This is a genomic window from Jatrophihabitans sp. YIM 134969, from assembly GCF_054456675.1.
On sequence record NZ_JBTJEQ010000020.1, the window covers coordinates 21,590 to 41,466 of the forward strand.

17 protein-coding genes are annotated in these 19,877 nt (G+C 71.2%); 9 read left to right on the forward strand and 8 right to left on the reverse strand.

Going from position 1 to position 19,877, the window contains the following annotated elements; all coding sequences use genetic code 11:
* Positions 1-3 precede the first annotated feature (3 nt).
* On the forward strand, positions 4-1,464 hold the full coding sequence (locus ACXR2U_RS12300) for an MATE family efflux transporter (protein WP_458825323.1): 1,461 nt from the start codon (positions 4-6) through the stop codon (positions 1,462-1,464).
* Positions 1,465-1,468: 4 nt separating this feature from the next.
* Here ACXR2U_RS12300 and ACXR2U_RS12305 read toward each other — a convergent pair whose 3' ends face one another.
* The 6 genes from ACXR2U_RS12305 to sdhC all read right to left on the reverse strand — a co-directional run bounded on the left by ACXR2U_RS12305 (position 1,469) and on the right by sdhC (position 7,705).
* Positions 1,469-2,722, reverse strand: a complete 1,254-nt coding sequence (locus tag ACXR2U_RS12305; RefSeq protein ID WP_458825325.1) for a hypothetical protein — start codon at positions 2,720-2,722, stop codon at positions 1,469-1,471.
* Between the two features lie 80 nt (positions 2,723-2,802).
* On the reverse strand, positions 2,803-3,972 hold the full coding sequence (locus ACXR2U_RS12310) for a beta-galactosidase (protein WP_458825327.1): 1,170 nt from the start codon (positions 3,970-3,972) through the stop codon (positions 2,803-2,805).
* A 292-nt stretch (positions 3,973-4,264) separates the two neighbouring features.
* Entirely contained in the window at positions 4,265-5,050 is a 786-nt protein-coding gene (locus tag ACXR2U_RS12315) for a succinate dehydrogenase iron-sulfur subunit (protein WP_458825328.1), read from the reverse strand.
* Position 5,051: 1 nt separating this feature from the next.
* Complete coding sequence (gene sdhA / locus ACXR2U_RS12320) at positions 5,052-6,743, reverse strand: succinate dehydrogenase flavoprotein subunit (RefSeq protein WP_458825385.1); 1,692 nt, start codon at positions 6,741-6,743, stop codon at positions 5,052-5,054.
* A 64-nt stretch (positions 6,744-6,807) separates the two neighbouring features.
* A complete protein-coding gene (locus ACXR2U_RS12325) occupies positions 6,808-7,227 on the reverse strand; it encodes a succinate dehydrogenase hydrophobic membrane anchor subunit (RefSeq protein WP_458825329.1) in 420 nt (139 codons plus the stop codon).
* Positions 7,228-7,279: 52 nt separating this feature from the next.
* Positions 7,280-7,705, reverse strand: coding sequence for a succinate dehydrogenase, cytochrome b556 subunit (sdhC, locus tag ACXR2U_RS12330; RefSeq protein ID WP_458825386.1), 426 nt, complete (start codon positions 7,703-7,705; stop codon positions 7,280-7,282).
* Positions 7,706-8,031: 326 nt separating this feature from the next.
* Between sdhC and ACXR2U_RS12335 the strand changes: the two genes are divergently transcribed.
* The 6 genes from ACXR2U_RS12335 (at position 8,032) to ACXR2U_RS12360 (ending at position 14,866) form a co-directional block, all read left to right on the forward strand.
* The gene (locus tag ACXR2U_RS12335; RefSeq protein ID WP_458825330.1) at positions 8,032-9,129 is read left to right on the forward strand and encodes a BMP family lipoprotein; all 1,098 of its coding nucleotides are present in this window, start codon (positions 8,032-8,034) and stop codon (positions 9,127-9,129) included.
* Positions 9,130-9,254: 125 nt separating this feature from the next.
* A complete protein-coding gene (locus ACXR2U_RS12340) occupies positions 9,255-10,826 on the forward strand; it encodes an ABC transporter ATP-binding protein (RefSeq protein ID WP_458825387.1) in 1,572 nt (523 codons plus the stop codon).
* Positions 10,823-11,968: an ABC transporter permease gene (locus tag ACXR2U_RS12345; protein WP_458825331.1), complete on the forward strand. Its 1,146-nt coding sequence runs from the start codon at positions 10,823-10,825 to the stop codon at positions 11,966-11,968. Before ACXR2U_RS12340 ends, ACXR2U_RS12345 begins: the two co-directional genes overlap by 4 nt.
* Positions 11,969-11,988: 20 nt before the next feature.
* A complete protein-coding gene (locus ACXR2U_RS12350; protein ID WP_458825388.1) occupies positions 11,989-13,248 on the forward strand; it encodes an ABC transporter permease in 1,260 nt (419 codons plus the stop codon).
* Entirely contained in the window at positions 13,245-13,667 is a 423-nt protein-coding gene (locus ACXR2U_RS12355) for a cytidine deaminase (RefSeq protein ID WP_458825332.1), read from the forward strand. The genes ACXR2U_RS12350 and ACXR2U_RS12355 overlap by 4 nt, the downstream gene beginning before the upstream one ends.
* Positions 13,664-14,866 (forward strand): cytochrome P450, encoded by a 1,203-nt coding sequence (locus tag ACXR2U_RS12360; RefSeq protein ID WP_458825333.1) that lies wholly within the window; start codon positions 13,664-13,666, stop codon positions 14,864-14,866. Before ACXR2U_RS12355 ends, ACXR2U_RS12360 begins: the two co-directional genes overlap by 4 nt.
* Here ACXR2U_RS12360 and ACXR2U_RS12365 read toward each other — a convergent pair.
* On the reverse strand, positions 14,863-15,393 hold the full coding sequence (locus ACXR2U_RS12365) for a CGNR zinc finger domain-containing protein (protein WP_458825334.1): 531 nt from the start codon (positions 15,391-15,393) through the stop codon (positions 14,863-14,865). The genes ACXR2U_RS12360 and ACXR2U_RS12365 overlap by 4 nt on opposite strands.
* 72 nt (positions 15,394-15,465) lie before the next feature.
* On the opposite strand from ACXR2U_RS12365, the gene ACXR2U_RS12370 reads away from it, so the two are divergent.
* Positions 15,466-17,109 carry an aminotransferase class I/II-fold pyridoxal phosphate-dependent enzyme gene (locus ACXR2U_RS12370; protein ID WP_458825335.1) on the forward strand — a complete coding sequence of 548 codons (1,644 nt, stop codon included), beginning with the start codon at positions 15,466-15,468 and terminating at the stop codon, positions 17,107-17,109.
* A 9-nt stretch (positions 17,110-17,118) separates the two neighbouring features.
* Here the strand turns inward: ACXR2U_RS12370 and ACXR2U_RS12375 are convergent, their stop codons facing one another.
* Positions 17,119-17,940 (reverse strand): Fpg/Nei family DNA glycosylase, encoded by an 822-nt coding sequence (locus ACXR2U_RS12375; protein WP_458825336.1) that lies wholly within the window; start codon positions 17,938-17,940, stop codon positions 17,119-17,121.
* A 60-nt stretch (positions 17,941-18,000) separates the two neighbouring features.
* On the opposite strand from ACXR2U_RS12375, the gene ACXR2U_RS12380 reads away from it, so the two are divergent.
* Complete coding sequence (locus tag ACXR2U_RS12380) at positions 18,001-19,860, forward strand: bifunctional metallophosphatase/5'-nucleotidase (RefSeq protein ID WP_458825337.1); 1,860 nt, start codon at positions 18,001-18,003, stop codon at positions 19,858-19,860.
* Positions 19,861-19,877: the final 17 nt, after the last annotated feature.

Below are 19,877 nucleotides of genomic sequence, written 5' to 3' on the forward strand. Positions count from 1 at the left end.
CCGGTGACGGCGGTGGCGGGCGACGTCCCGGGCGGCGCGGCGGCACCTGCGACGGTGCCGGCGGCAGCGCCGTCGGCGGCCGCGCTCGCCGTCGCGTCGATCGTGGCGGGCGTCGTCAACTACGCCTTCACGCTGGTGCTCAGCTACAACGTGCCGGCGAGTGCGTACGCCGTGTTCGCCGGCGCCCAGTCGCTGATCCTCATGACCGGCGTCGTGGGCAGCGTCGGCATTCCGTACGTCGTCGCGCAGGAGACCCGCGCTGCCGTGACCACGGGTGACGACGCCCGGTTCCGCCGCGCGGTCACGTTCGCGTTCTGGACCAACCTCGCGCTGGGCACGGTCACCGGACTGGTCGTCGCCGGTCTGGTCCTCGACTTCGGGTCCGGCCTCGACGCCGCCCTGACCGGGGGCACGGTCTTCGTGTTGGCCGTCGGGTCGACCGGCCTGGGGGTGCTGCAGGGTCGCGGACGCACGACCGCTCTGGCCGCGGTGATCCTCGCCGAGGTGCTGGTCAAGTTCGGGGTGGGTGTGGGCCTCGCCGTGACGACCGACGCCGGCAGCGCGGTGCCGCTGCTCGGTTTCCTGCTCGGCTCGGGCGCGGTCTTCGCGACCGCGCCCGTCTTCGTCCGGGCGATCGGTGCGCCCCGCCACCTCGCGTCGACCCTGCCGCTCGTGGTCTCGGCCGCCCAGATCGGGGGGTTGCAGGTCGGCGTGGGCATCGTCGCGGTGCTCGACACACTCGTCGCCGCGACCGTCTCGGCGCCCGCGTCGCAGGTCGCGAGCTTCCAGGTGGCCTCGACCGTCGGCAAATCGGCCCTGTTCATCTCCTCCGCCGTCGCCCTCGCCGTGTTCCCCCTGCTCGGGGGCCGTGACGACGCCGCTCAGCGGGCGGCCGCGCTGCGTGCCTTCACCGTGGCGGGCGGCTTCGTCTGGCTCGCGCTGGTCACCGTGCCCGGTGACCTGGTCCGCGACGTGTTCGCCGACGACTTCGCCGACATCGGGCACTACCTGCCGTACGCGGCGGCCGCCGGTTTCGGTCTGGGCCTCGCGAACGTGGTGACGACCTTCGTCCAGAGCTACCAGCGCGCCGGGTCGCCGGGTGCCGGGCGCCGGGTCGCGCTGATGGTCCCGGTGCTGCTCGTCGGCGTCGGTGCGATGCTGCTCGGCGCCCGCCTCGGCGGGGTGACCGGCCTCGCGGTCGGCGCGGTCGTGTCGGCCTGGGTGTCGGTCGCGGTGTACGTCGCCCTGCCCCGCGAGCACCGGTTCCTCCGGGTGCGGCCCTCGCCGAGCCGCCGGTCGGTGGCCGGATCGGTCGTGGTCGTGGTGGCGATCGCCGCGATGGTCGTGGCCCGCACCGAGGTGTGGTCGTGGCTCGTCGTGGCCGTCGTGGTGGGGTTGGGCGCCGCCGTCGTGGCGTTCCCCGAGGTGCGCGGCCGCCGACCCGAGCCGGTCGGCGGCCGCTGACACGTCAGGAACCGCTCGGCACCAGGCTGCGGTAGACCGGGCCGATGTCGGACAGCTGCGCCCACCCGTTGCACGCGCAGGTCATCTGCGTGGCGCGGATGAGGAAGAAGGCCTGCAGACCGTTGGCCACCGCGTTGCGCAGGGCCGCGGCCATCACCGCCGGCGGGTTCGGCCCGCCGTTCTCGGCCATGACGGCGAGTCCCTTGGCGTGGGCGAGGCCCGCCAGGTAGGTCACGACCGCGAGGTTCTCGCCCCAGGTGCCGTACACGACCGCCCGGCTGTCGGTCAGGGCGTTCACCTGCCGGGCCATGTCGTAGCCGCGCTGCACCTCACCGTTGATCTCGGCGCTGCTCGTGCCGGCGAGGTTCTTCGCGACCGCCTTGTCGAAGTCGCCGGGGCGCATCCCGTACGACGGGTACAGGACGGCGACCTGACCGGTGTAGCCCGCCGCACGCAGTGACTGGATCTGCCAGTTCTGGTAGCCCGCGAGGGCGTCGAGGTACCAGGTGAGGAACCGCGACGCCTGCCCGGACGGGGAGGCGGCGCCCGGCTTCCAGCCGGGCACGGGGTTGGTGCGCGCGGCGTTGGCGTCGAAGGCCCAGTACCGGTTCGCGACCAGACCGTTCGAGCCGAACGTGTAGGGGTAGCTCAGCTCGCCCGAGACCCCACCGCCGACGCGCACGAGGTCGACCCCCGTGCCGAGCGTGACGAACAGGGTGTTGAGGTAGGCCTGGGCGTAGGCGCGCAGGGCCGTCCCGAACACCAGGTTCGGCACCGGGGCGCCCGTGTAGGTCGCGCCGTTCTGGTCGACGTAACGCGCGCCGGGCAGGGCGAGCAGCCAGGCGGGCGCGTTGTGCAGGCCGACGTTCAGCGTGACGCCGATGCCCGACGCGCGGACGGTCTGGACCGCCTGTCGCAGGCTCAGCAGGTACGGCACGTTGAACACCCCGGGCGCGGGCTCGGCGAGGTCCCACTGGGCTTCGACGAGGCCCACGCTGACACCCGCGCCCTGGGCGGACCGGATGGAGTTCGCGTCGTAGGGGCCGGCGAGCCCGAGCTTCATCCCCGCTCCGCCGGCAGCCGCGCTGCCGACGAAGGAGATCGCGCCCGCGGGCGCAGCCGCGGGCGCGGGGCTGGTGTCGGCCTCGGCCGGGGCGCCGGTGAGCAGGGTGACGGCCACGGCGACGGCCGTGGAGACGGAGACGAGGACGGCGGCGAGTCGGACGCGACGGGCTCGCCGGCTGCGGGGGAGGGACACCGTGTCTGCCTTTCGAGATCGGGGGATCGGGGGATGGCGGGGTGGGACGGATCGAGAGGGGTGGCGCTCGGTGGTGCGGCTCAACGACCGCCGCGCATCTCCTGGTAGGCGGCGCCGATCTGGGCGAGGGTGGCGCGGCCGTCGCAGTCGCACATGAGGTCGCTGGCGCGGATCAGGTAGAACGCCGCCAGGCCGTTCGCCTGGGCGTTCTGCAGCGCGGCCACGATGACCGGCAGCGAGTTCGGGCCGGCGTTCTCGGCCATCACCTTCAGACCCTTCGCGTGCGCCAGCCCGGCGAGGTAGGTGACGACGGCCAGGTTCTCGCCCCACGTCCCGTAGACGATCGCCTTGCGGTCGGTGAGCGCGCCCACCTGGCGGGCCATGTCGTAGCCGCGCTGGACCTCGCCGTTGATCTCGGCGCTGCTGGTGCCGGACAGGTCGGTCGCGACCGCCTTGTCGAAGTCGCCCGGGCGCATGCCGTACGACGGGTAGAGCACCGCGACGTTGCCGCGGTATCCCGCATTGCGCAGGACCTTCACCTGCCAGTTCTGGTAGTCGACCAGCGCGTTGAGGTACCAGGTGAGGAAGGTGGCGGCCTCGCCGTGCGGCGACGGGTCGCCGGGCTTCCACCCGGGCACCGGGTTGGACTTGGCGGCGTTGCGGTCGAAGGCCCAGTAGCTGTTGGTCACGAGGTTCTGCGCGTCGAACGTGTAGGGGTAGCTGAGCTCGCCGTACATCCCGCCGCCGACCCGCACGACGTTGAAGTCGGTTCCCAGCGTGCGGAACACGGTGGTCAGGTAGGCCCGAGCGTAGGTGCGCAGGTTCTTCCCGAAGACGAGGTTCGGCACGAGTTGACCAGAATAGGCCTGTCCGTCCTGGTTGACGAACTTCGCGCCGGGCTTGGCCAGGAGCCAGGCGGGTGCGCTCTGGATGCCGGTGTTGAGGGTGACGGCGTAGCCCGAGGCCCGGGCGGCCGCGATCGCTGCGGCGATGCCCCGGAGGTACGCGGTGTCGTAGACGCCGGGCGCGGGCTCGGCCACGCTCCACTGCATCTCGATCAGGCCGATCGAGACGCCGGCGGCGGTGGCAGCGTTCACCGATTCGGGCGTGTAGGGGCCGGCGAGGCCGAGCGCCGGTGCGGCGGGCTTGGGCGGGGCCGCCTGGGCCGAGGGGGCGAGGGCGGCGGTGAGACCGACGGTGCACAGCAGCGCGAGGAGCGCGGCGACCAGTCGGCGGGCAGGACGGGACACGGGGGGCATCGTTTGCTCGCTTCACACACGGGGGAATGTGTCAGCAGGTTGCGCAATCCTTGAGAACCTGCGCCGAGGTGATGCCCCGCTTCACGACAGCTTTAACTAGCTGGCGGGTTTTGCCCAGGAACTGCGAACGCCAAACGGGCGAACACCACCGAATCCGACATTCCGACGTCGGCCCGGCGCGTCGAGGTGGTCGCGCGCGCGACTCAGGGCGAGGCCGACGGCCCCGGGGGGAAGGACAGCACCCGCGACCGCTGCATCCTGCAACGGTCGCGGGGTGTGGTGGTCAGAGCTTGTGCGTCAGCAGCGCGCGCTTGACCTCGGAGATCGCCTTGGTGACCTCGATGCCGCGGGGGCAGGCTTCCGTGCAGTTGAAGGTGGTGCGGCAGCGCCACACGCCTTCCTTGTCGTTGAGGATCTCCAGCCGCTCCTCGCCGCCCTCGTCGCGGCTGTCGAAGATGAAGCGGTGCGCGTTGACGATCGCGGCCGGGCCGGCGTAGAAGCCGTCCTGCCAGTACACCGGGCACGAGGTGGTGCAGGCGGCGCACAGGATGCACTTGGTGGTGTCGTCGAAGCGGGCCCGCTGCTCGGCCGACTGCAGGCGTTCGCGGGTCGGTTCGTTGCCGTAGGTGATGAGGAACGGCTTGATCGCGCGGTAGGCCTCGAAGAACGGCTCCATGTCGACGACGAGGTCTTTCTCCAACGGCAGCCCCTTGATGGGCTCGATGGTGATCTCGTCGGGCAGGTCCTTGACCAACACCTTGCACGCCAGGCGGTTCACGCCGTTGATGCGCATGGCGTCCGAGCCGCACACGCCGTGGGCGCACGAGCGGCGGAAAGTGAGTGAACCGTCCACGTACCACTTGATGTTGTGCAGGAGGTTGAGCACGCGGTCGGTGGCCTGGGCCTCGACCTCGTAGGTCTCCCAGTGCGGCTCGGTGTCGGTCTCCGGGTTGTAGCGGCGGATCTTGACCCGGATGGTCCGCGGGGGAGGTGTCTGGTGGTGCTGACCGGCCTCCGCCTGGCCACGGCCGGCGGTGGTGGCCTCGGGGGCGTCCTGAACGGCGGTCATGTCAGTACTTTCGCTCCATCGGCTGGTACCGCGTCATCACCACGGGCTTGTAGTCCAGACGGATCTCACCGTCGGACTGCTTGTACGCCATGGTGTGGCGCATGAAGTTGACGTCGTCGCGGTTCGGGAAGTCCTCCCGGAAGTGCGCGCCGCGCGACTCGTTGCGGGCCCGGGCCGAGACGACCATGATCTCCGCGATCTCGAGCAGGAAGCCGAGTTCGACGGCCTCGAGCAGGTCGGAGTTGTAGCGCTTGCCGCGGTCGCCGACCGAGATCTGGCCGTACCGCGCCTTCAGCGCGGCGATGTCCTGCTCGGCCTGCTTGAGCGAGGTGTCGGTGCGGTAGACCTGCGCGTTGAGGTCCATCGTCTCCTGCAGGTCGCGGCGGATGTCCGCGACCCGCTCGGTGCCCGACGACGCCAGCAGACCCGCGACCAACTCCTCGACGTACGACGACGGGTTGTCCTGCACCACCGCGTGGGAGACGCCCGAGGCGTACTCGGCCGCGGCGATCCCGGCCCGCCGGCCGAACACGTTGATGTCGAGCAGCGAGTTCGTGCCCAGCCGGTTCGAGCCGTGCACCGACACGCACGCCACCTCGCCTGCGGCGTAGAGGCCGGGGACGACGTGCTCGTTGTCGCGCAGCACCTCGGCGCGGATGTTGGTCGGCACGCCACCCATCGCGTAGTGCGCCGACGGGAAGACCGGCACCGGCTCGGTGTAGGGCTCGATCCCGAGGTAGGTGCGGGCGAACTCGGTGATGTCGGGGAGCTTGGCGTCGATCTGCTCACGCGGCAGGTGGGTGAGGTCGAGCAGCACGTAGTCCTTGTCGGGACCGGCGCCGCGACCCTCACGCACCTCCGAGGCCATCGAGCGGGCGACGATGTCGCGGGGGGCGAGGTCCTTGATCGTCGGGGCGTAGCGCTCCATGAACCGCTCGCCGGACGCGTTGCGCAGGATGCCGCCCTCGCCGCGCGCGGCCTCGGACAGCAGGATGCCCAGCCCGGCCAGGCCCGTGGGGTGGAACTGGTAGAACTCCATGTCCTCCAGCGGCAGGCCCTTGCGGTAGACCACGCCCATGCCGTCACCGGTGAGGGTGTGCGCGTTGGTCGTGGTCTTGAAGACCTTGCCGACACCGCCGGTGGCGAAGACGACGGCCTTGGCCTCGAACACGTGGATCTCGCCGGTGGCGAGCTCGTACGCCACGACGCCCGACGTGATGGCGTTCTCGCCCTCGCCCGTCATGAGCAGGTCCAGCACGTAGAACTCGTTGTAGAACTCGACGCCGGACTTCACGCAGTTCTGGTACAGCGTCTGCAGGATCATGTGGCCGGTGCGGTCGGCCGCGTAGCAGGAGCGGCGCACGGCGGCCTCGCCGTGGTTGCGCGTGTGCCCACCGAACCGGCGCTGGTCGATGCGACCCTCGGGCGTGCGGTTGAACGGCAGGCCCATCTTCTCCAGGTCGAGGACGGCGTCGACCGCCTCGCGGCACATCACCTCGGCGGCGTCCTGGTCGACCAGGTAGTCACCGCCCTTGATGGTGTCGAAGGTGTGCCACTCCCAGTTGTCCTCCTCGACGTTGGCGAGGGCGGCGCACATGCCGCCCTGCGCCGCGCCGGTGTGGGAACGCGTCGGGTAGAGCTTGGTGAGGACGGCTGTCCGCACCCGGGACGACGACTCGAGCGCCGCGCGCATGCCGGCGCCACCGGCACCGACGATCACGACGTCGTACGAATGGGTCTGGACCACGGGACTCCCCTTACGAGATGGTGGGGTCGAACGTGAAGATCACGAGCGTGCCGAGCGCGATCGTGAACGCGGAGGCGACGTAGAGCGCGCCCTTGAGCCACAACCGGGTGGAGTCCTTGCGCGTGTAGTCGTTGATCACGGTGCGCAGTCCGTTGGTTCCGTGGATCTGCGCGAGCCACAGCATGAGCAGGTCCCACACCTGCCAGAACGGCGAGGACCAACGTCCGGCCACGAACGCGAAGTTCAACCGCTGCACGCCGCCGTCGAGGATGTTCATGATGAACAGGTGGCCCAGCACGAGGACCACCAGCACCACGCCGCTGATGCGCATGAACGCCCAGCTGTAGAGCTCGAAGTTGCCGCGTGAGCGGCCGCGCCGCAACGGCGAGGACCGCGGTGCCTCGATGACCGGCGGGATCGGCGAGTGCATGCCCCCGCTGAGGCTCTGGCCGGCGGTCACGACGTGCCCCCGCGGTTGATCGTCACCGGGTGCTCCCGAAGAGGGTCTGCACGGTGTGTTCCAGCATGAAGTACGCCCCCGGGATCATGACGACGACCCAGATCGCGACGACCGCCCACAGCAACTGGCGCTGGACCCGCGGTCCGCGCTTCCAGAAGTCGATGCTGATGATCCGCAGGCCGTTGAGCGCGTGGAACAGCACGGCACCGACCAGCCCGAGCTCGGACAGGTTGATGAACGGGTTCTTGTAGCTGTCGATGACCCGGTCGAAGGTGTCGGGCGAGACCCGCACCAGCGCGATGTCCAGCACGTGGGTGAAGAGGAAGAAGAAGGTCAGGACGCCGGTGATGCGGTGGGCCACCCAGGACCACATGCCCTCACGGCCGCGGTAGACCGATCCGACCGGTTTCGTGCGGGGCGGGGTCGCGGGCAGGGCCGTGGGCTCCAGTCCCCCCGCAGGCGTGTTCCCCGCCGGTGGGGTCACGGTCGACGTCACCGGGGGAGCTTATCGCCGGAGCGCGGGAGGGCCCGGGTGGAGGTGACCGAGTCGACCGGTCCGTCCCATCCGTCACAGGGGCCTCAGCCCGGCCCCGCCGGGGGCTCGATTGTCTGGATCCGGTCAGGCAACGATCGGGTGACGAATACCGGGCGCGGCCGGTACGACCGCAGCCGCGCCGCACCCCGGGGCGCTACCTTGACGCGTCCGCCGCCCACCAGGGGGTCGGCGGCAGCGGATCTCGCAGGACAGATCACAGGCTCAAGAGGAGACGACGAGTGGGTTCAGGGAACGGGCAGTGGCGCTGGCGCACCGCAGCCAAGATCGCGGCGGCGACGACGGCTGTGGTGCTCGGGCTGACCGCCTGCGGCAGCAGCGGCGGCGGTGACACCGGCGGGGCCGGTGCCAGCGGTTCCGGTGGGAGCAGCGGCGGCGCCACCAGCGACCTCAAGGTCGGCATGGCGTACGACGTCGGCGGCCGCGGCGACAAGTCGTTCAACGACCTCGCGGCGGCGGGCCTGGACAAGGCCAAGGCCGACCTCGGCGTCGAGATCAAGGAGCTGTCGGCCGTCAACGGCGAGACCGACGCCCAGAAGGAGGACCGGCTCAAGCTGCTGGCCACCACCGGCTACAACCCGATCATCGCCGTCGGCTTCGCCTACGCGACCGCGCTCGGCAAGGTCGCCCCCCAGTTCCCCGACACCAAGTTCGCGATCGTCGACGACTCCTCGATCAAGGCCGACAACGTCGAGGGCCTGGTCTTCACCGAGAACGAGAGCTCCTACCTCGTCGGTGTCGCGGCGGCGTCCGCGAGCACGACCAAGAACATCGGCTTCATCGGTGGCGTCCAGACCCCGCTCATCCAGAAGTTCCAGGCGGGCTACGAGGCGGGTGCCAAGTCGGTCGACCCGTCGATCAAGATCCAGGTGACCTACCTGTCGCAGCCGCCGGACTTCTCCGGCTTCAACGACCCGGCCAAGGCCAAGACCACGGCTGACGGCATGTACGACGCCGGCGCGGACGTCGTCTACCACGCTGCGGGCGGTTCGGGCTCCGGCCTGTTCGAGTCGGCGGCGTCGAAGAAGAAGCTCGCGATCGGCGTCGACTCCGACCAGTACCAGACGGCGACGGCCGACCAGAAGCCGTGGATCCTGACCTCGGCGCTCAAGGGCGTCGACGTCGCGGTCTTCACCTTCATCGAGGACGACAGCAAGGGTTCGTTCACCCCGGGTGCCAAGACCTTCTCCCTGAAGGACGACGGCGTCGGCTACGCGACCTCGAACCCGAAGATCGACCCCTACAAGGACGCGATCGACAAGGCCAAGGCGTCGATCATCGACGGCTCGGTCACGGTTCCGACCACGCCCTCGTCCTGATCTCGGGGCGCATGAGCTAGCGGTTCCCGGACCCGGGGAGCACGGTCTACCGTGCTCCCCGGGTTCTTCTCTTCTGCCGTCCCCCGCCAGCCGTGACCAGGGAGTACGTCATCGCCAGCCCCAACCTGTCGAAGTCCGGGCCGACCCCCGGACGCGACCCGGACGCCCCGATCGCCGTCGCCCTCGACGGCATCACCAAGCGGTACCCGGGCGTCGTCGCGAACCGTGACGTCACCCTCGCGGTGCGGCGTGGCGAGGTGCACGCGATCGTCGGGGAGAACGGCGCCGGCAAGTCGACGCTGATGAACATCCTGTACGGGATGCAGAAGCCCGACGAAGGCACGATCGAGATCGACGGCCGGGCGGTGCGCTTCTCCTCGCCCGCGGACGCCATCGCCGTCGGCATCGGCATGGTGCACCAGCACTTCATGCTGGCCGACAACCTCACGGTGCTCGAGAACATCGTGCTGGGCGACGAGCCCACCAAGGGCGGGCGGTTGGACTTCCGCACCGCCCGGCGTCGGATCCGCGAGATCTCCGACGCCTACCACCTCGAACTGCGACCCGAGGTCCTCGTGGAGGAACTCGGCGTCGGCGCCCGGCAGCGTGTCGAGATCGCCAAGGTGCTCTACCGCGGCGCCAAGATCCTCATCCTCGACGAACCCACCGCGGTGCTCGTGCCGCAGGAGGTCGAGGAGCTGTTCGCGAACCTGCACGCCATGCAGGCCGACGGCCTCACCGTGCTGTTCATCTCGCACAAGCTCGACGAGGTCCTGCAGGTCGCCGACGAGATCACCGTGGTCCGCCGCGGCACGACGATCACGACCGTCGACCCCGAGGCCACGACCGCGCGGCAGCTGGCCGAGCTCATGGTCGGCTCCCAGCTACCGGTGCCGGAGCTGCGGGAGTCGACCGTGACCGACCGGGTCGCGCTGCGGCTGGAGGGGCTGACCGTGCTCACGGCCGACGGCGGCCGCCCGGTGCTCGACGACATCGACCTCACCCTGCACGCCGGCGAGATCGTCGGGATCGCCGGCGTCGAGGGCAACGGTCAGGCCGAACTGGTCGACGCGATCATGGGACTGCGGCCGCTGGACCGGGGCCGGGTGCTGCTCGGTGACCGTGACATCAGCCGGGTCGGCACCCGGGAGCGCCGCACGGCCGGGATCGGCTACATCCCGGAGGACCGGCACCGGCAGGGGATCCTGCTCGAGGCGCCGCTGTGGGAGAACCGGATCCTCGGCCACCAGACCGAGAAGCCCAACGCTCGGGGCCCGCTCATCGACGCCCGGGGCGCGAAGCGTGACACCCGGCGCATCGTCGAGCAGTTCGACGTGCGCACGCCGGGCATCGAGGTCGCCGCCGGCTCGTTGTCGGGCGGCAACCAGCAGAAGCTCATCGTCGGCCGCGAGATGGCGAACAACCCGAAGGTGCTGCTCGCCTCCCACCCGACCCGCGGCGTGGACGTCGGTGCCCAGGCGGCCATCTGGGACCACCTGCGCGACGCGCGGGCGGCCGGGCTCGCGGTCCTGCTCATCAGCGCCGACCTCGACGAGCTCATCGGCATGTCCGACACCCTCAAGGTCATCCTGCGGGGCCGGCTCATCGCCGACGCCAACCCCGCCACCGTCACCCCCGAGGAACTCGGCGCGGCCATGACCGGTGCGGGCGGCGCCACCGAGGCGGTGGCGTCGTGAGCGGGGTGTGGAAGGAACGACTCACCCGCGGCGGCCTCAACATCGGCGCCGCGATCATCGGCCTCGCCGTGGCCGCGCTGCTGATCTCGCTGATCCTGCTGACGCGGGGCAACAACCCCGGTCAGGCCCTCAAGGTCATGGCCCAGTACGGCCTGCAGAACCGCGACTCGCTCGCGGGCATCATCAACCAGGCCATCCCGTACTACATCGCGGCGATCGCGGTGGCCATCGGCTTCCGCATGAACCTCTTCAACATCGGGGTCGACGGCCAGTACCGGCTCGCGGTCATGGTCGCCGCCGTGTTCGCGGGGAACGTTGCACTGCCCAACGGTCTGGCCCAGGTCGTGACGATCCTCATCGCGATGCTCGTGGGCGGCCTCTGGGCGCTGATCCCCGCGTTGCTCAAGGCCTACCGCGGGGTCAGCGAGGTCATCTCGACCATCATGCTCAACGGGATCGCGACCGGCCTGGTGGCCTACCTGCTGCGACCGTCGATCTTCGGGGTGCAGTCCGGCAACAACCTGGGCACCAAGCCGATCCCGGGCAGCGGTCAGATCGTCGGCTTCTCGCTCGTCCCGGGGACGGACCGGAAGGTGTACGGACTCATCGTCATCGCGATCCTCGTCGGGGTGCTGTACCAGGTCGTCATCAGCCGCACCCGCTTCGGTTTCGACCTCCGCGCCGCCGGCCGGTCGGAGTCCGCGGCCGCCGCGAGCGGCGTCAACGTCCGCAAGATGGTGATGCTGACCATGGTCGGGTCCGGCGCCATCGCGGGCCTGATCGGGCTGCCCAACCTGCTCGGCGACAGCCACCAGTACTCCCAGAACTTCCCGGCCGGCATCGGCCTCACCGGGATCGGCATCGCGCTGATCGGACGCAACAACCCGATCGCGATCGTGTTCGCCTCGCTGCTGTGGGCGTTCCTCGACCAGTCGAACATCGTGCTCGACCTGTACGACATCCCGAAGGAGATCACGCAGATCCTGCAGGGTGTCGTGGTCCTCTCGGTCGTCGTGACCTACGAGCTGGTGCGCCGGTTCGCCCTCACCCGGCAGCAGAAGCGGGTCGGCCGCGAGCTCGCGGCGGCGCCACCGCCGTCGGGTCCGAGTACCCCGGCCGCGGGACAGGAGGCGACGGCGTGAGTCAGACGCTCGACGGCGAGATGCCCGCCGACAACGCGCCGGTCGACCCGCAGCTGCGGCGGTCGTCCGGCCGCCGTCTCAACGCGCCCCGGTTGCTGCTGGTCCTCGCCGGTCTGTTGGTGCTGCTGTCGTTGACCCGCATCCTCACCGGCGCCGAGGACATCACCTCCGGTGGTGCGCTCGGCGCCACCATCAACCTCGCCGTCCCGATCGGGCTCGCCGGGCTCGGGGGTCTCTGGGCCGAGCGCAGCGGCGTCGTGAACATCGGCCTCGAGGGCATGATGATCCTCGGCACGTTCTTCGGAGCGTGGTTCGCCTACGAGACCGGCACCGCGTGGATGACGATCGTGGGCGGCATCGTCGGAGGGGTGATCGGCGCGATCGTCCACGCCTTCGCCACCGTCACCATCGGCGTCGACCACATCGTGTCCGGTGTCGCGATCAACGTGGCCGCGCTCGGCGCCGCGCGGTTCCTCGCCGGGGTGTTCTTCGCCGACACGCCCGGTGGCGGTGCCACCCAGTCGCCGACCGTGCCGACGTTCCCGAACCTCCAGCTGCCGGGGGCCGACACGCTGTTCGGCACGGTCGAGCGCAAGCACTGGTTCCTCGTGTCCGACGTCTTCGGGTTGCTCGACGGCCTGTTCACCCAGCTGACCGTCTTCACGATCATCGCGATCCTCATGGTGCCGTTGACCTGGTTCATCCTGTGGCGCACGGCGTTCGGCCTGCGGCTGCGTTCGTGCGGCGAGAAGCCCAGCGCGGCCGAGTCGCTCGGTGTGAACGTGTACCGGATGAAGTGGATCGCGGTCCTGGTGTCCGGTGCGCTCGCGGGCATGGCCGGCGGGTTCCTCGTGCAGCTGGCGAACATCTACCGGGAGGGCCAGACGGCCAACCGGGGGTACATCGGCCTGGCCGCGATGATCTTCGGCAACTGGCGCCCCGGCGGCCTCGCCGCCGGCGCCGGACTGTTCGGCTACACCGACGCCCTGCAGCTGCGGCAGGGATCGATCTCCGTCCACGCCCTGCTCGTGCTCGTCGCGATCATCCTCGCCGCGGGCGCGTTCCGGGCCTGGCGGGCCAAGCGGATCATGCCCGGTGTGGTCACGATCGTGCTGGCCGGGCTCGTGGTGGTCTGGTACCTGGTCACCGACAGCCTGCCGCAGGAGCTGGTCACCTACACCCCGCAGTTCGTGACGCTGCTGGTGCTGGCCTTCGCCTCACAGCGGTTGCGGCCGCCGAAGGCCGACGGTCTCGTCTGGCGGAAGGGGCAACGGGAGTGAGCGAGATCGACTGGCCGGCGCTGCGAGCCGCGGCGCGGGAGATCATGACCCACGCCTACGCGCCGTACTCGAACTTCCCGGTCGGTGCGGCGGCTCTGGTCGACGACGGCCGGATCGTTGTCGGGTGCAACGTCGAGAACGCCTCGTACGGCGTGGGCCTGTGCGCCGAGTGTGGGCTGGTGTCGGCGCTGAACGCCAGCGGCGGAGGTCGCCTGGTCGCGTTCAGCTGTGTCGGCGGCGACGGTGAGCCGCTGATGCCGTGCGGCCGGTGCCGGCAGCTGCTGTTCGAGTTCGGTGGCAACGACCTGCTGGTCGAGACCGTCGACGGCCCGGAGCCGATGTCGAAGATCCTGCCCCGTGCGTTCGGTCCGGCCGATCTCGAGGCGGCCGGAGCCCGCGGCGGCGCCACCGGCCCATGAGGATCGACGACCTCTCCTTCTCCGATCCGGAGTTCCTCGCCGACCCGTACCCGGTGTTCGCCGAGCTGCGTGCGCAGGCGCCGGTGCAGTGGCACGCGCCGACCGGGATGTGGCTGGCGTTCAGTCACCGGGCGTCGAGCGACGTCCTGCGCTCGCGGTCGCTCGGCCGGCTGTGGTCGCCGCGGTTCCCCGAGATCTCGATGCCGGCGTTCGAGCTCATCCACGTCCACTCGCTGCTGGAGAGCGAGCCGCCGGTCCACACCCGCCTGCGCCGCCTCATCGCGGGTGCGTTCTCGCGCGGGCACGTCGAACGGCTGCGACCGGCGGTCGACGCGCTCGCCGGCCGCCTCGCGGGTGACCTCGCCGCGGCGGGCGCCGACGGCCCGGTCGACCTCATCGCGCACTACGCCGAACCGCTGCCGGTCGGGGTCATCGCCGAGCTGCTGGGCATCCCGCCCACCGACCGGCACCTCCTGCGGCCGTGGTCCAACGCCATCGTGAAGATGTACGAGTACGGCATCACGCCCGAGCAACGTGACGCCGCCGAGCGGGCCAGCGCCGAGTTCGTCGAGCACCTGCGTGCGTTGGTCGAGCGGCGCCGGGTCGAGCCGGGCGACGACCTGATGTCCTCGCTGCTCGCCGAGGCCGACGCCGACGGCTCCCGGCTGTCGATGGACGAACTGGTCACCACCGGCACGCTGCTGCTCAACGCCGGACACGAGGCGACGGTCAACGTGGTCGGCAACGGGTTCGCCGCGATGCTCGCGCGCCCCGACGTCCTCGCGACCGTCCGGGAGAACCTCGACGACGACGCGTTCGTCGCGACCGCGGTCGAGGAGCTCATCCGCTTCGACGCGCCGTTGCAGCTGTTCGAACGCACCGCGACGTCCGACGTCGAGATCGGCGGCGTGGTGGTCGAGAAGGGGCAGAAGATCGCGGCGTTGCTGGGCGCGGCCAACCGCGACCCGGAGGTGTTCGCCGACCCCGACACCCTCGACGTCACCCGTGACCCCAACCCCCAGATCGGCTTCGGCGCGGGCATCCACTTCTGCGTCGGCGCGCCACTCGCCCGCATCGAGCTGCAGACCACCCTGCGCACGCTGGTCGGCCGTTTCCCCGACCTCGCCCTCGCCGCGCCGCCACCCCGCCGCCCCGAGTTCGTGATCCGCGGCGTGGAGCGGTTGCCGGTCTCGGTCTAACGCTGCCGGGCGCGGAACGCCGCGACCTTGGCGGCGTTGCCGCACTCGGTCATCCCGCACCACCGGCGGCTCCCGCCGCGTGAGGTGTCGAGGAACAGCCGGGTGCAGCGGGGGTTCGCGCAGTCTTTCACCTGCCGCAACTGCTCGCCCGCGAGCAGGTCGAGGCCGTCGCGCACCACGTCGGCCAGAGCCTGCTCCACGGTCGCCGAACGCCGCACCGTGCCGTCCGCGGTGAGCCGGAGCTCCGGTCCCGGCTCGGCGGCCACCGCGTTGACCAGGGCGACGTCCGACCTCGCCGGTCGCGACCCCGCCCGCGCCGCGGTCACCGTCCGGTACAACGCCTCGCGCACGTCGTGGACGCGCACGACGTCGCCGGTCGAGGGTGCGACGGACACGGGGTGACCCGCCGCGGCGAACCAGGCGCGGACGTCGGCTGTGGTGTGGAGCAGTTCGTCGGGGTCGTCGCGTCGCCACTTCAGCGTGCCGAGCAGGTCGAGGCTCGGCCGGCCGCTGACGAAGACGTGCATGTAACCAGCTTGACAGGTTACGAGCGTCATGGCCAGTCTGGACGGGTGCAACCCGAGGAGCGAACCGACACCGTGCCGGCCGGGAGCGGGGTCAGGGTCTCCGTCGAGGACTACCTGTTCTACGTCGACCGCGCCCTGGCCGGCATGCGCTCGATCCTGCTGGAGCTCGGGGACGACCGAGCGGTGGCCCGGCCGGCGTTACCCGGCGCGAACACCCCGTACGGGCTGGTCACCCACTGCCTCGGCGTGGTCGAGTACTGGGCGGGACGCCTCGTCGCGGGCCGCGAGGTCGTGCGCGACCGCGAGGCGGAGTTCGAGGCGACCGGCACCGTGGCCCGGTTGCTCGACCGGATCGGTGCCGCGCGGCACCGGTTGGCCGAGGACCTCACCGGCCTGGACAGTGCGGCCCCGCCGGCTGCCACCCCCGATCCCGCCTTCCAGGGGCCGGACCGTGAGCTCGACCGCGGCGGTGTCCTGGTGCACGTGCTCGAGGAACTGGTCCAGCACCACGGCCAGCTGGAGGTGCTGCGCGACGCCCTGCTCGTGGCCCCGCCGTCGGTGCCGGCCTTCGAGCCGCCGCTGACGTGGCTGCGCCGCAAGGAGGGCGTCAAGTGGCGCCGCCCCGGGCCCGACGTGCTGCCCGCCTGGGTGGCGGACATGGACTTCCCGGTGGCGCCGGCCGTCCGCGCCGCCCTGGTCGAGACCATCGACCGTGGCGACCTCGGCTACCCGGACTGGACCGGGGTGCACCCTCTCGCCGAGCTGTTCGCCGAGCGGATGGCCAGCCGCTTCGACTGGCGCGCCGACCCGGCACACGTCCGCGGTGTCACCGACGTCATCTCCGCGCTGCAGATCGTGCTCGACCTCGCGACCACGCCGGGCGACGGGGTCGTGCTGCAGGAGCCGAACTACCCGCCGTTCCGTGCCACCGTCCCGTCGATGGGCCGGCGGGTCGTGCCGTTGCGGGTGGTCCCCGACGGGACGAGCTGGCGTCACGATCTCGACGCCCTCGACGCTGCACTGAGCAACGGTTCGTCGGCGCGGGTGCTGCTGCTGGTCAACCCGCACAACCCGACCGGTCGGGCGTTCCGACGCGACGAGCTCGAGGCGGTCGCCGACCTCGCGGGCCGCCACGACCTGCTCGTGGTGAGCGACGAGATCCACGCCGACCTCGTGCACGCGCCCGGGCGGCACGTCCCGTTCGCCTCGCTCGGCGCGGACGTCGCCGCCCGGACCGTCACGGTCACGTCGGCCACCAAGGCGTTCAACATCGCGGGGGTACGCACCGCCGTCGTCCACGTCGGGTCGGCCGAACTCCGGCGTCGGTGGGATGCCGAACCCCCTGATCTGCACGGGGTCGCGAGTTCACTGGGCGTCGTCGCCACCGCGGCCGCCTGGACCGACGGCGGGAGTTGGCTGGACGGTCTGCGCGACCACCTCGTGCGGCAGCGTGACCGACTGGTCGACGGCCTCGCCGGTGTCCCCGGCCTGACCCTGCGCCCTCCTGACGCGACCTACCTCGCGTGGCTGGACTGGACCGGCGCCGACCTCGGTGAGGACGCCGCTGCCTTCTTCCTGCGCGAGGCGGCGGTGTACGGCAGCCCCGGTCCGGACTACGGGGCGTCCCCGGACTGGCTCCGCCTGAACTTCGCGACCTCGACCGCGCTGCTCGACCAGATCGTCGAGCGCATCCGGGGCGCGGTCGGGCGGCGGTAGGACACCGGGTCAGACCTGTTCCTCGGGGCACCACCACGTCGAGCGGCTGCCGACCGTTGCATGCTGCACCTCGGTGCCACAGCGGGGACAGTGGGCGCCGGCCCTGCGGTACTCGATGAACTCGCCGGTGTGGACGCCGCCCTTCTTCGTCGCCTCCTTCAAGGCGTGCTTCGTTGCTCTGTGCAACGCCGTCAGCTGGTCGCGGGAGAGCTCGTCACACGGGTGCTTCGGCGAGACGTACGCCTCCCACAGCAGTTCGTCGGCCAGCAGGTTGCCGATCCCGGCGACGGTCGACTGGTCGAGCAGGCGGGCCTTGACCGCGATCCGGCCACGGCCGACCCGTTCGCGGAACTCGGCCAGGGTGATCTCCAGACCGTCGGGGCCGAGCGCGTCGACGTCGGGTTCGAGGCGCACCCGCGACAGTCGACGGGTGTCGAACAACCGCAGCGACCCGCCGTCGTCGAAGCGGAGGGTGAAGCGGTCCCACTCGGGCTTGACGACCTTGTGGCGCCGACCCGGTCCGCCGCCGTAGATCTCGGCCGCGTCGTCGCCTCCGCCGCTGACCACGATGCGGCCGGCCATCCCGAGGTGCAGGCCGAGGTCGGGTCCGGGCGCCTTGCCGCCGCGCCGACCGGAGGTCTCGACCCACATGGTCTTGCCGCGGCGGTGGGCGGCGGTGAGGCGGCGGCCGAGCAGCGCCGCACGGATCTCGCCGGGGTGGTGCGGCCGGCAGACGTACGTGTCGGTGTCGTCGACGTCGACGATGCGGCGGCCGAGCGCGTGGTCGGCGATGAGGGACCGGGCGGTCTCGACTTCGGGGAGTTCAGGCACCGCGGATCATTCCCACGTCGTGCGGCCCCACACACGTCAGAGCTGTGTCAGGATCACGTCATGCGTGCGTTTCGCCCCCTTCGTCGTCCCCTCGCCGCCCTCGCCGTCGTCACGGCCGTGGCCGCCGGCGGTCTGACCCTGGCGGTGCCCGCGGCCGCCGCGCCGGGCGACACCGTGCTGACGCTGTTCGACGTCAACGACTTCCACGGGCGGATCGAGCCGGTCGACGAGACCGACGACGGCGCCCCGGTCGGCGGCGCCGCCCAGCTGGCGGGGATGCTCGACCAGCTGCAGACGGCGAACTCGGCGTTCGTGTCGGCGGGCGACAACATCGGCGCGTCGACGTTCGTGAGCGCCATCCAGGACGACGACCCGACGATCGACGCGCTCAACGCGATGGACCTGGTGGCGAGCGCCACCGGCAACCACGAGTTCGACAAGGGCGCCGACGACCTCACCGGTCGGGTCGAGGACCGGGCGGACTTCCCGATCCTCGGCGCCAACGTCTACCGGGACGGCTCGCGGCTGCTGGACCCGTACGTCGTGACCACGATCGCGGGTGTGCAGGTCGGGTTCGTCGGCGTCGTCACCGAGCAGACGGCGTCGCTCGTCTCGCCTGCTGGCATCGCGGGCGTCACCTTCACCGACCCGGTCGCGGAGGCCTCGACCGTGGCCGACCAGCTCAAGGACGGCGACCCCACCAACGGCGAGGCCGACGTCGTCGTGCTGCTCGCCCACGAGGGCGCGCCGACCTCCGACGACTGCGCCGCGGTGGCCTCCGACGCCGTGTTCGGCCCGTTCACCCGGATGACCGGCAGCGTCGACGCCATCTTCAGCGGCCACACGCACCAGACCTACACCTGCGTCATCGAGGACCCCGACGGCAACCCGCGCCCGGTCCTGCAGACCGGCAACTACGGCAACAACCTCGGCAAGATCACGCTGACCTACAACAGCAACGCCGGCGACGTCACGGACGGCACCGCCGACCTGCTCCCGATCGTGGGCTACCCGGACGACCCCGAGGTGGCGGCGATCGTCGCCGACGCCGTGGCCGAGTCCGAGGAACTGGGCCGCGAGCCGGTCGGGGCGATCACCGCCGACATCACGCGGGCGGTCGGCGCGGACGGCGAGGAGGACCGGGGATCGGAGTCGGCGCTCGGCAACTTCATCGCCGACGTCCAGCTGGCCGGGACCGCGGACCCGGGGCGAGGTGGCGCGCAGATCGCGTTGATGAACCCCGGCGGTCTGCGGGCCGACCTGCTCGTCGCCGCGAGCGCGAACGGCGGGGGAGAAGGCGTCGTCACCTACTCCGAGGCGTTCTCGGTGCAGCCGTTCGAGAACGACGTCGTCACCAGGTCGTACACCGGCCAGGAGATCGAGGACGCCCTCGAGCAGCAGTGGCAACCGGCTGGCGCGTCGCGGCCGGTCCTGCACCTCGGGGTGTCGGCGGGCTTCAGCTACGGCTACCGCGCGGACGCCCCGGCGGGGTCGCACATCGTGCCCGGGAGCATGACGCTCGACGGCACGCCGATCGACCTCGCCGGGTCCTACCGCGTCACGGTGAACTCGTTCCTCGCCGCGGGCGGCGACAACTTCACGGCGCTCGGCGGCGGCACGAACCCGATCACGACCGGCGACAACGACCTCACCATGCTGGTCGACTACCTGCGGGCCAACTCCCCGGTCACGGCGGACACCGCGCCACGCTCGGTGCTCTTCGTGGGGCCCGGTGGCACGCCGTCGAGCCCCACCACCGGCCCGAGCACCGCTCCCACGGTCGTCGGCGGCGGCCCCGAACTGGCGGCCACCGGGTCCGACCCGTGGGCGCTGCTCGGCGTCGGCGTGCTGCTGGTCGTCGGTGGGGCGTTCGCGGTCGCGTCGGGCCGTTCACGCCGTCGTGCCCGTCACGCCGTCTGACCGCAACCCGCGAGCGT

Coding starts and splice junctions, on each gene's coding strand:
- ACXR2U_RS12315 (WP_458825328.1), bottom strand. CDS start 5,050: ATGACCGCCGTTCAGGACGCCCCCGAGGCCACCACCGCCGGCCGTGGC.
- sdhA (WP_458825385.1), bottom strand. CDS start 6,743: ATGCGCGCGGCGCTCGAGTCGTCGTCCCGGGTGCGGACAGCCGTCCTC.
- ACXR2U_RS12325 (WP_458825329.1), bottom strand. CDS start 7,227: ATGCACTCGCCGATCCCGCCGGTCATCGAGGCACCGCGGTCCTCGCCG.
- ACXR2U_RS12350 (WP_458825388.1), top strand. CDS start 11,989: ATGCCCGCCGACAACGCGCCGGTCGACCCGCAGCTGCGGCGGTCGTCC.
- ACXR2U_RS12360 (WP_458825333.1), top strand. CDS start 13,664: ATGAGGATCGACGACCTCTCCTTCTCCGATCCGGAGTTCCTCGCCGAC.
- ACXR2U_RS12365 (WP_458825334.1), bottom strand. CDS start 15,393: ATGCACGTCTTCGTCAGCGGCCGGCCGAGCCTCGACCTGCTCGGCACG.
- ACXR2U_RS12380 (WP_458825337.1), top strand. CDS start 18,001: ATGCGTGCGTTTCGCCCCCTTCGTCGTCCCCTCGCCGCCCTCGCCGTC.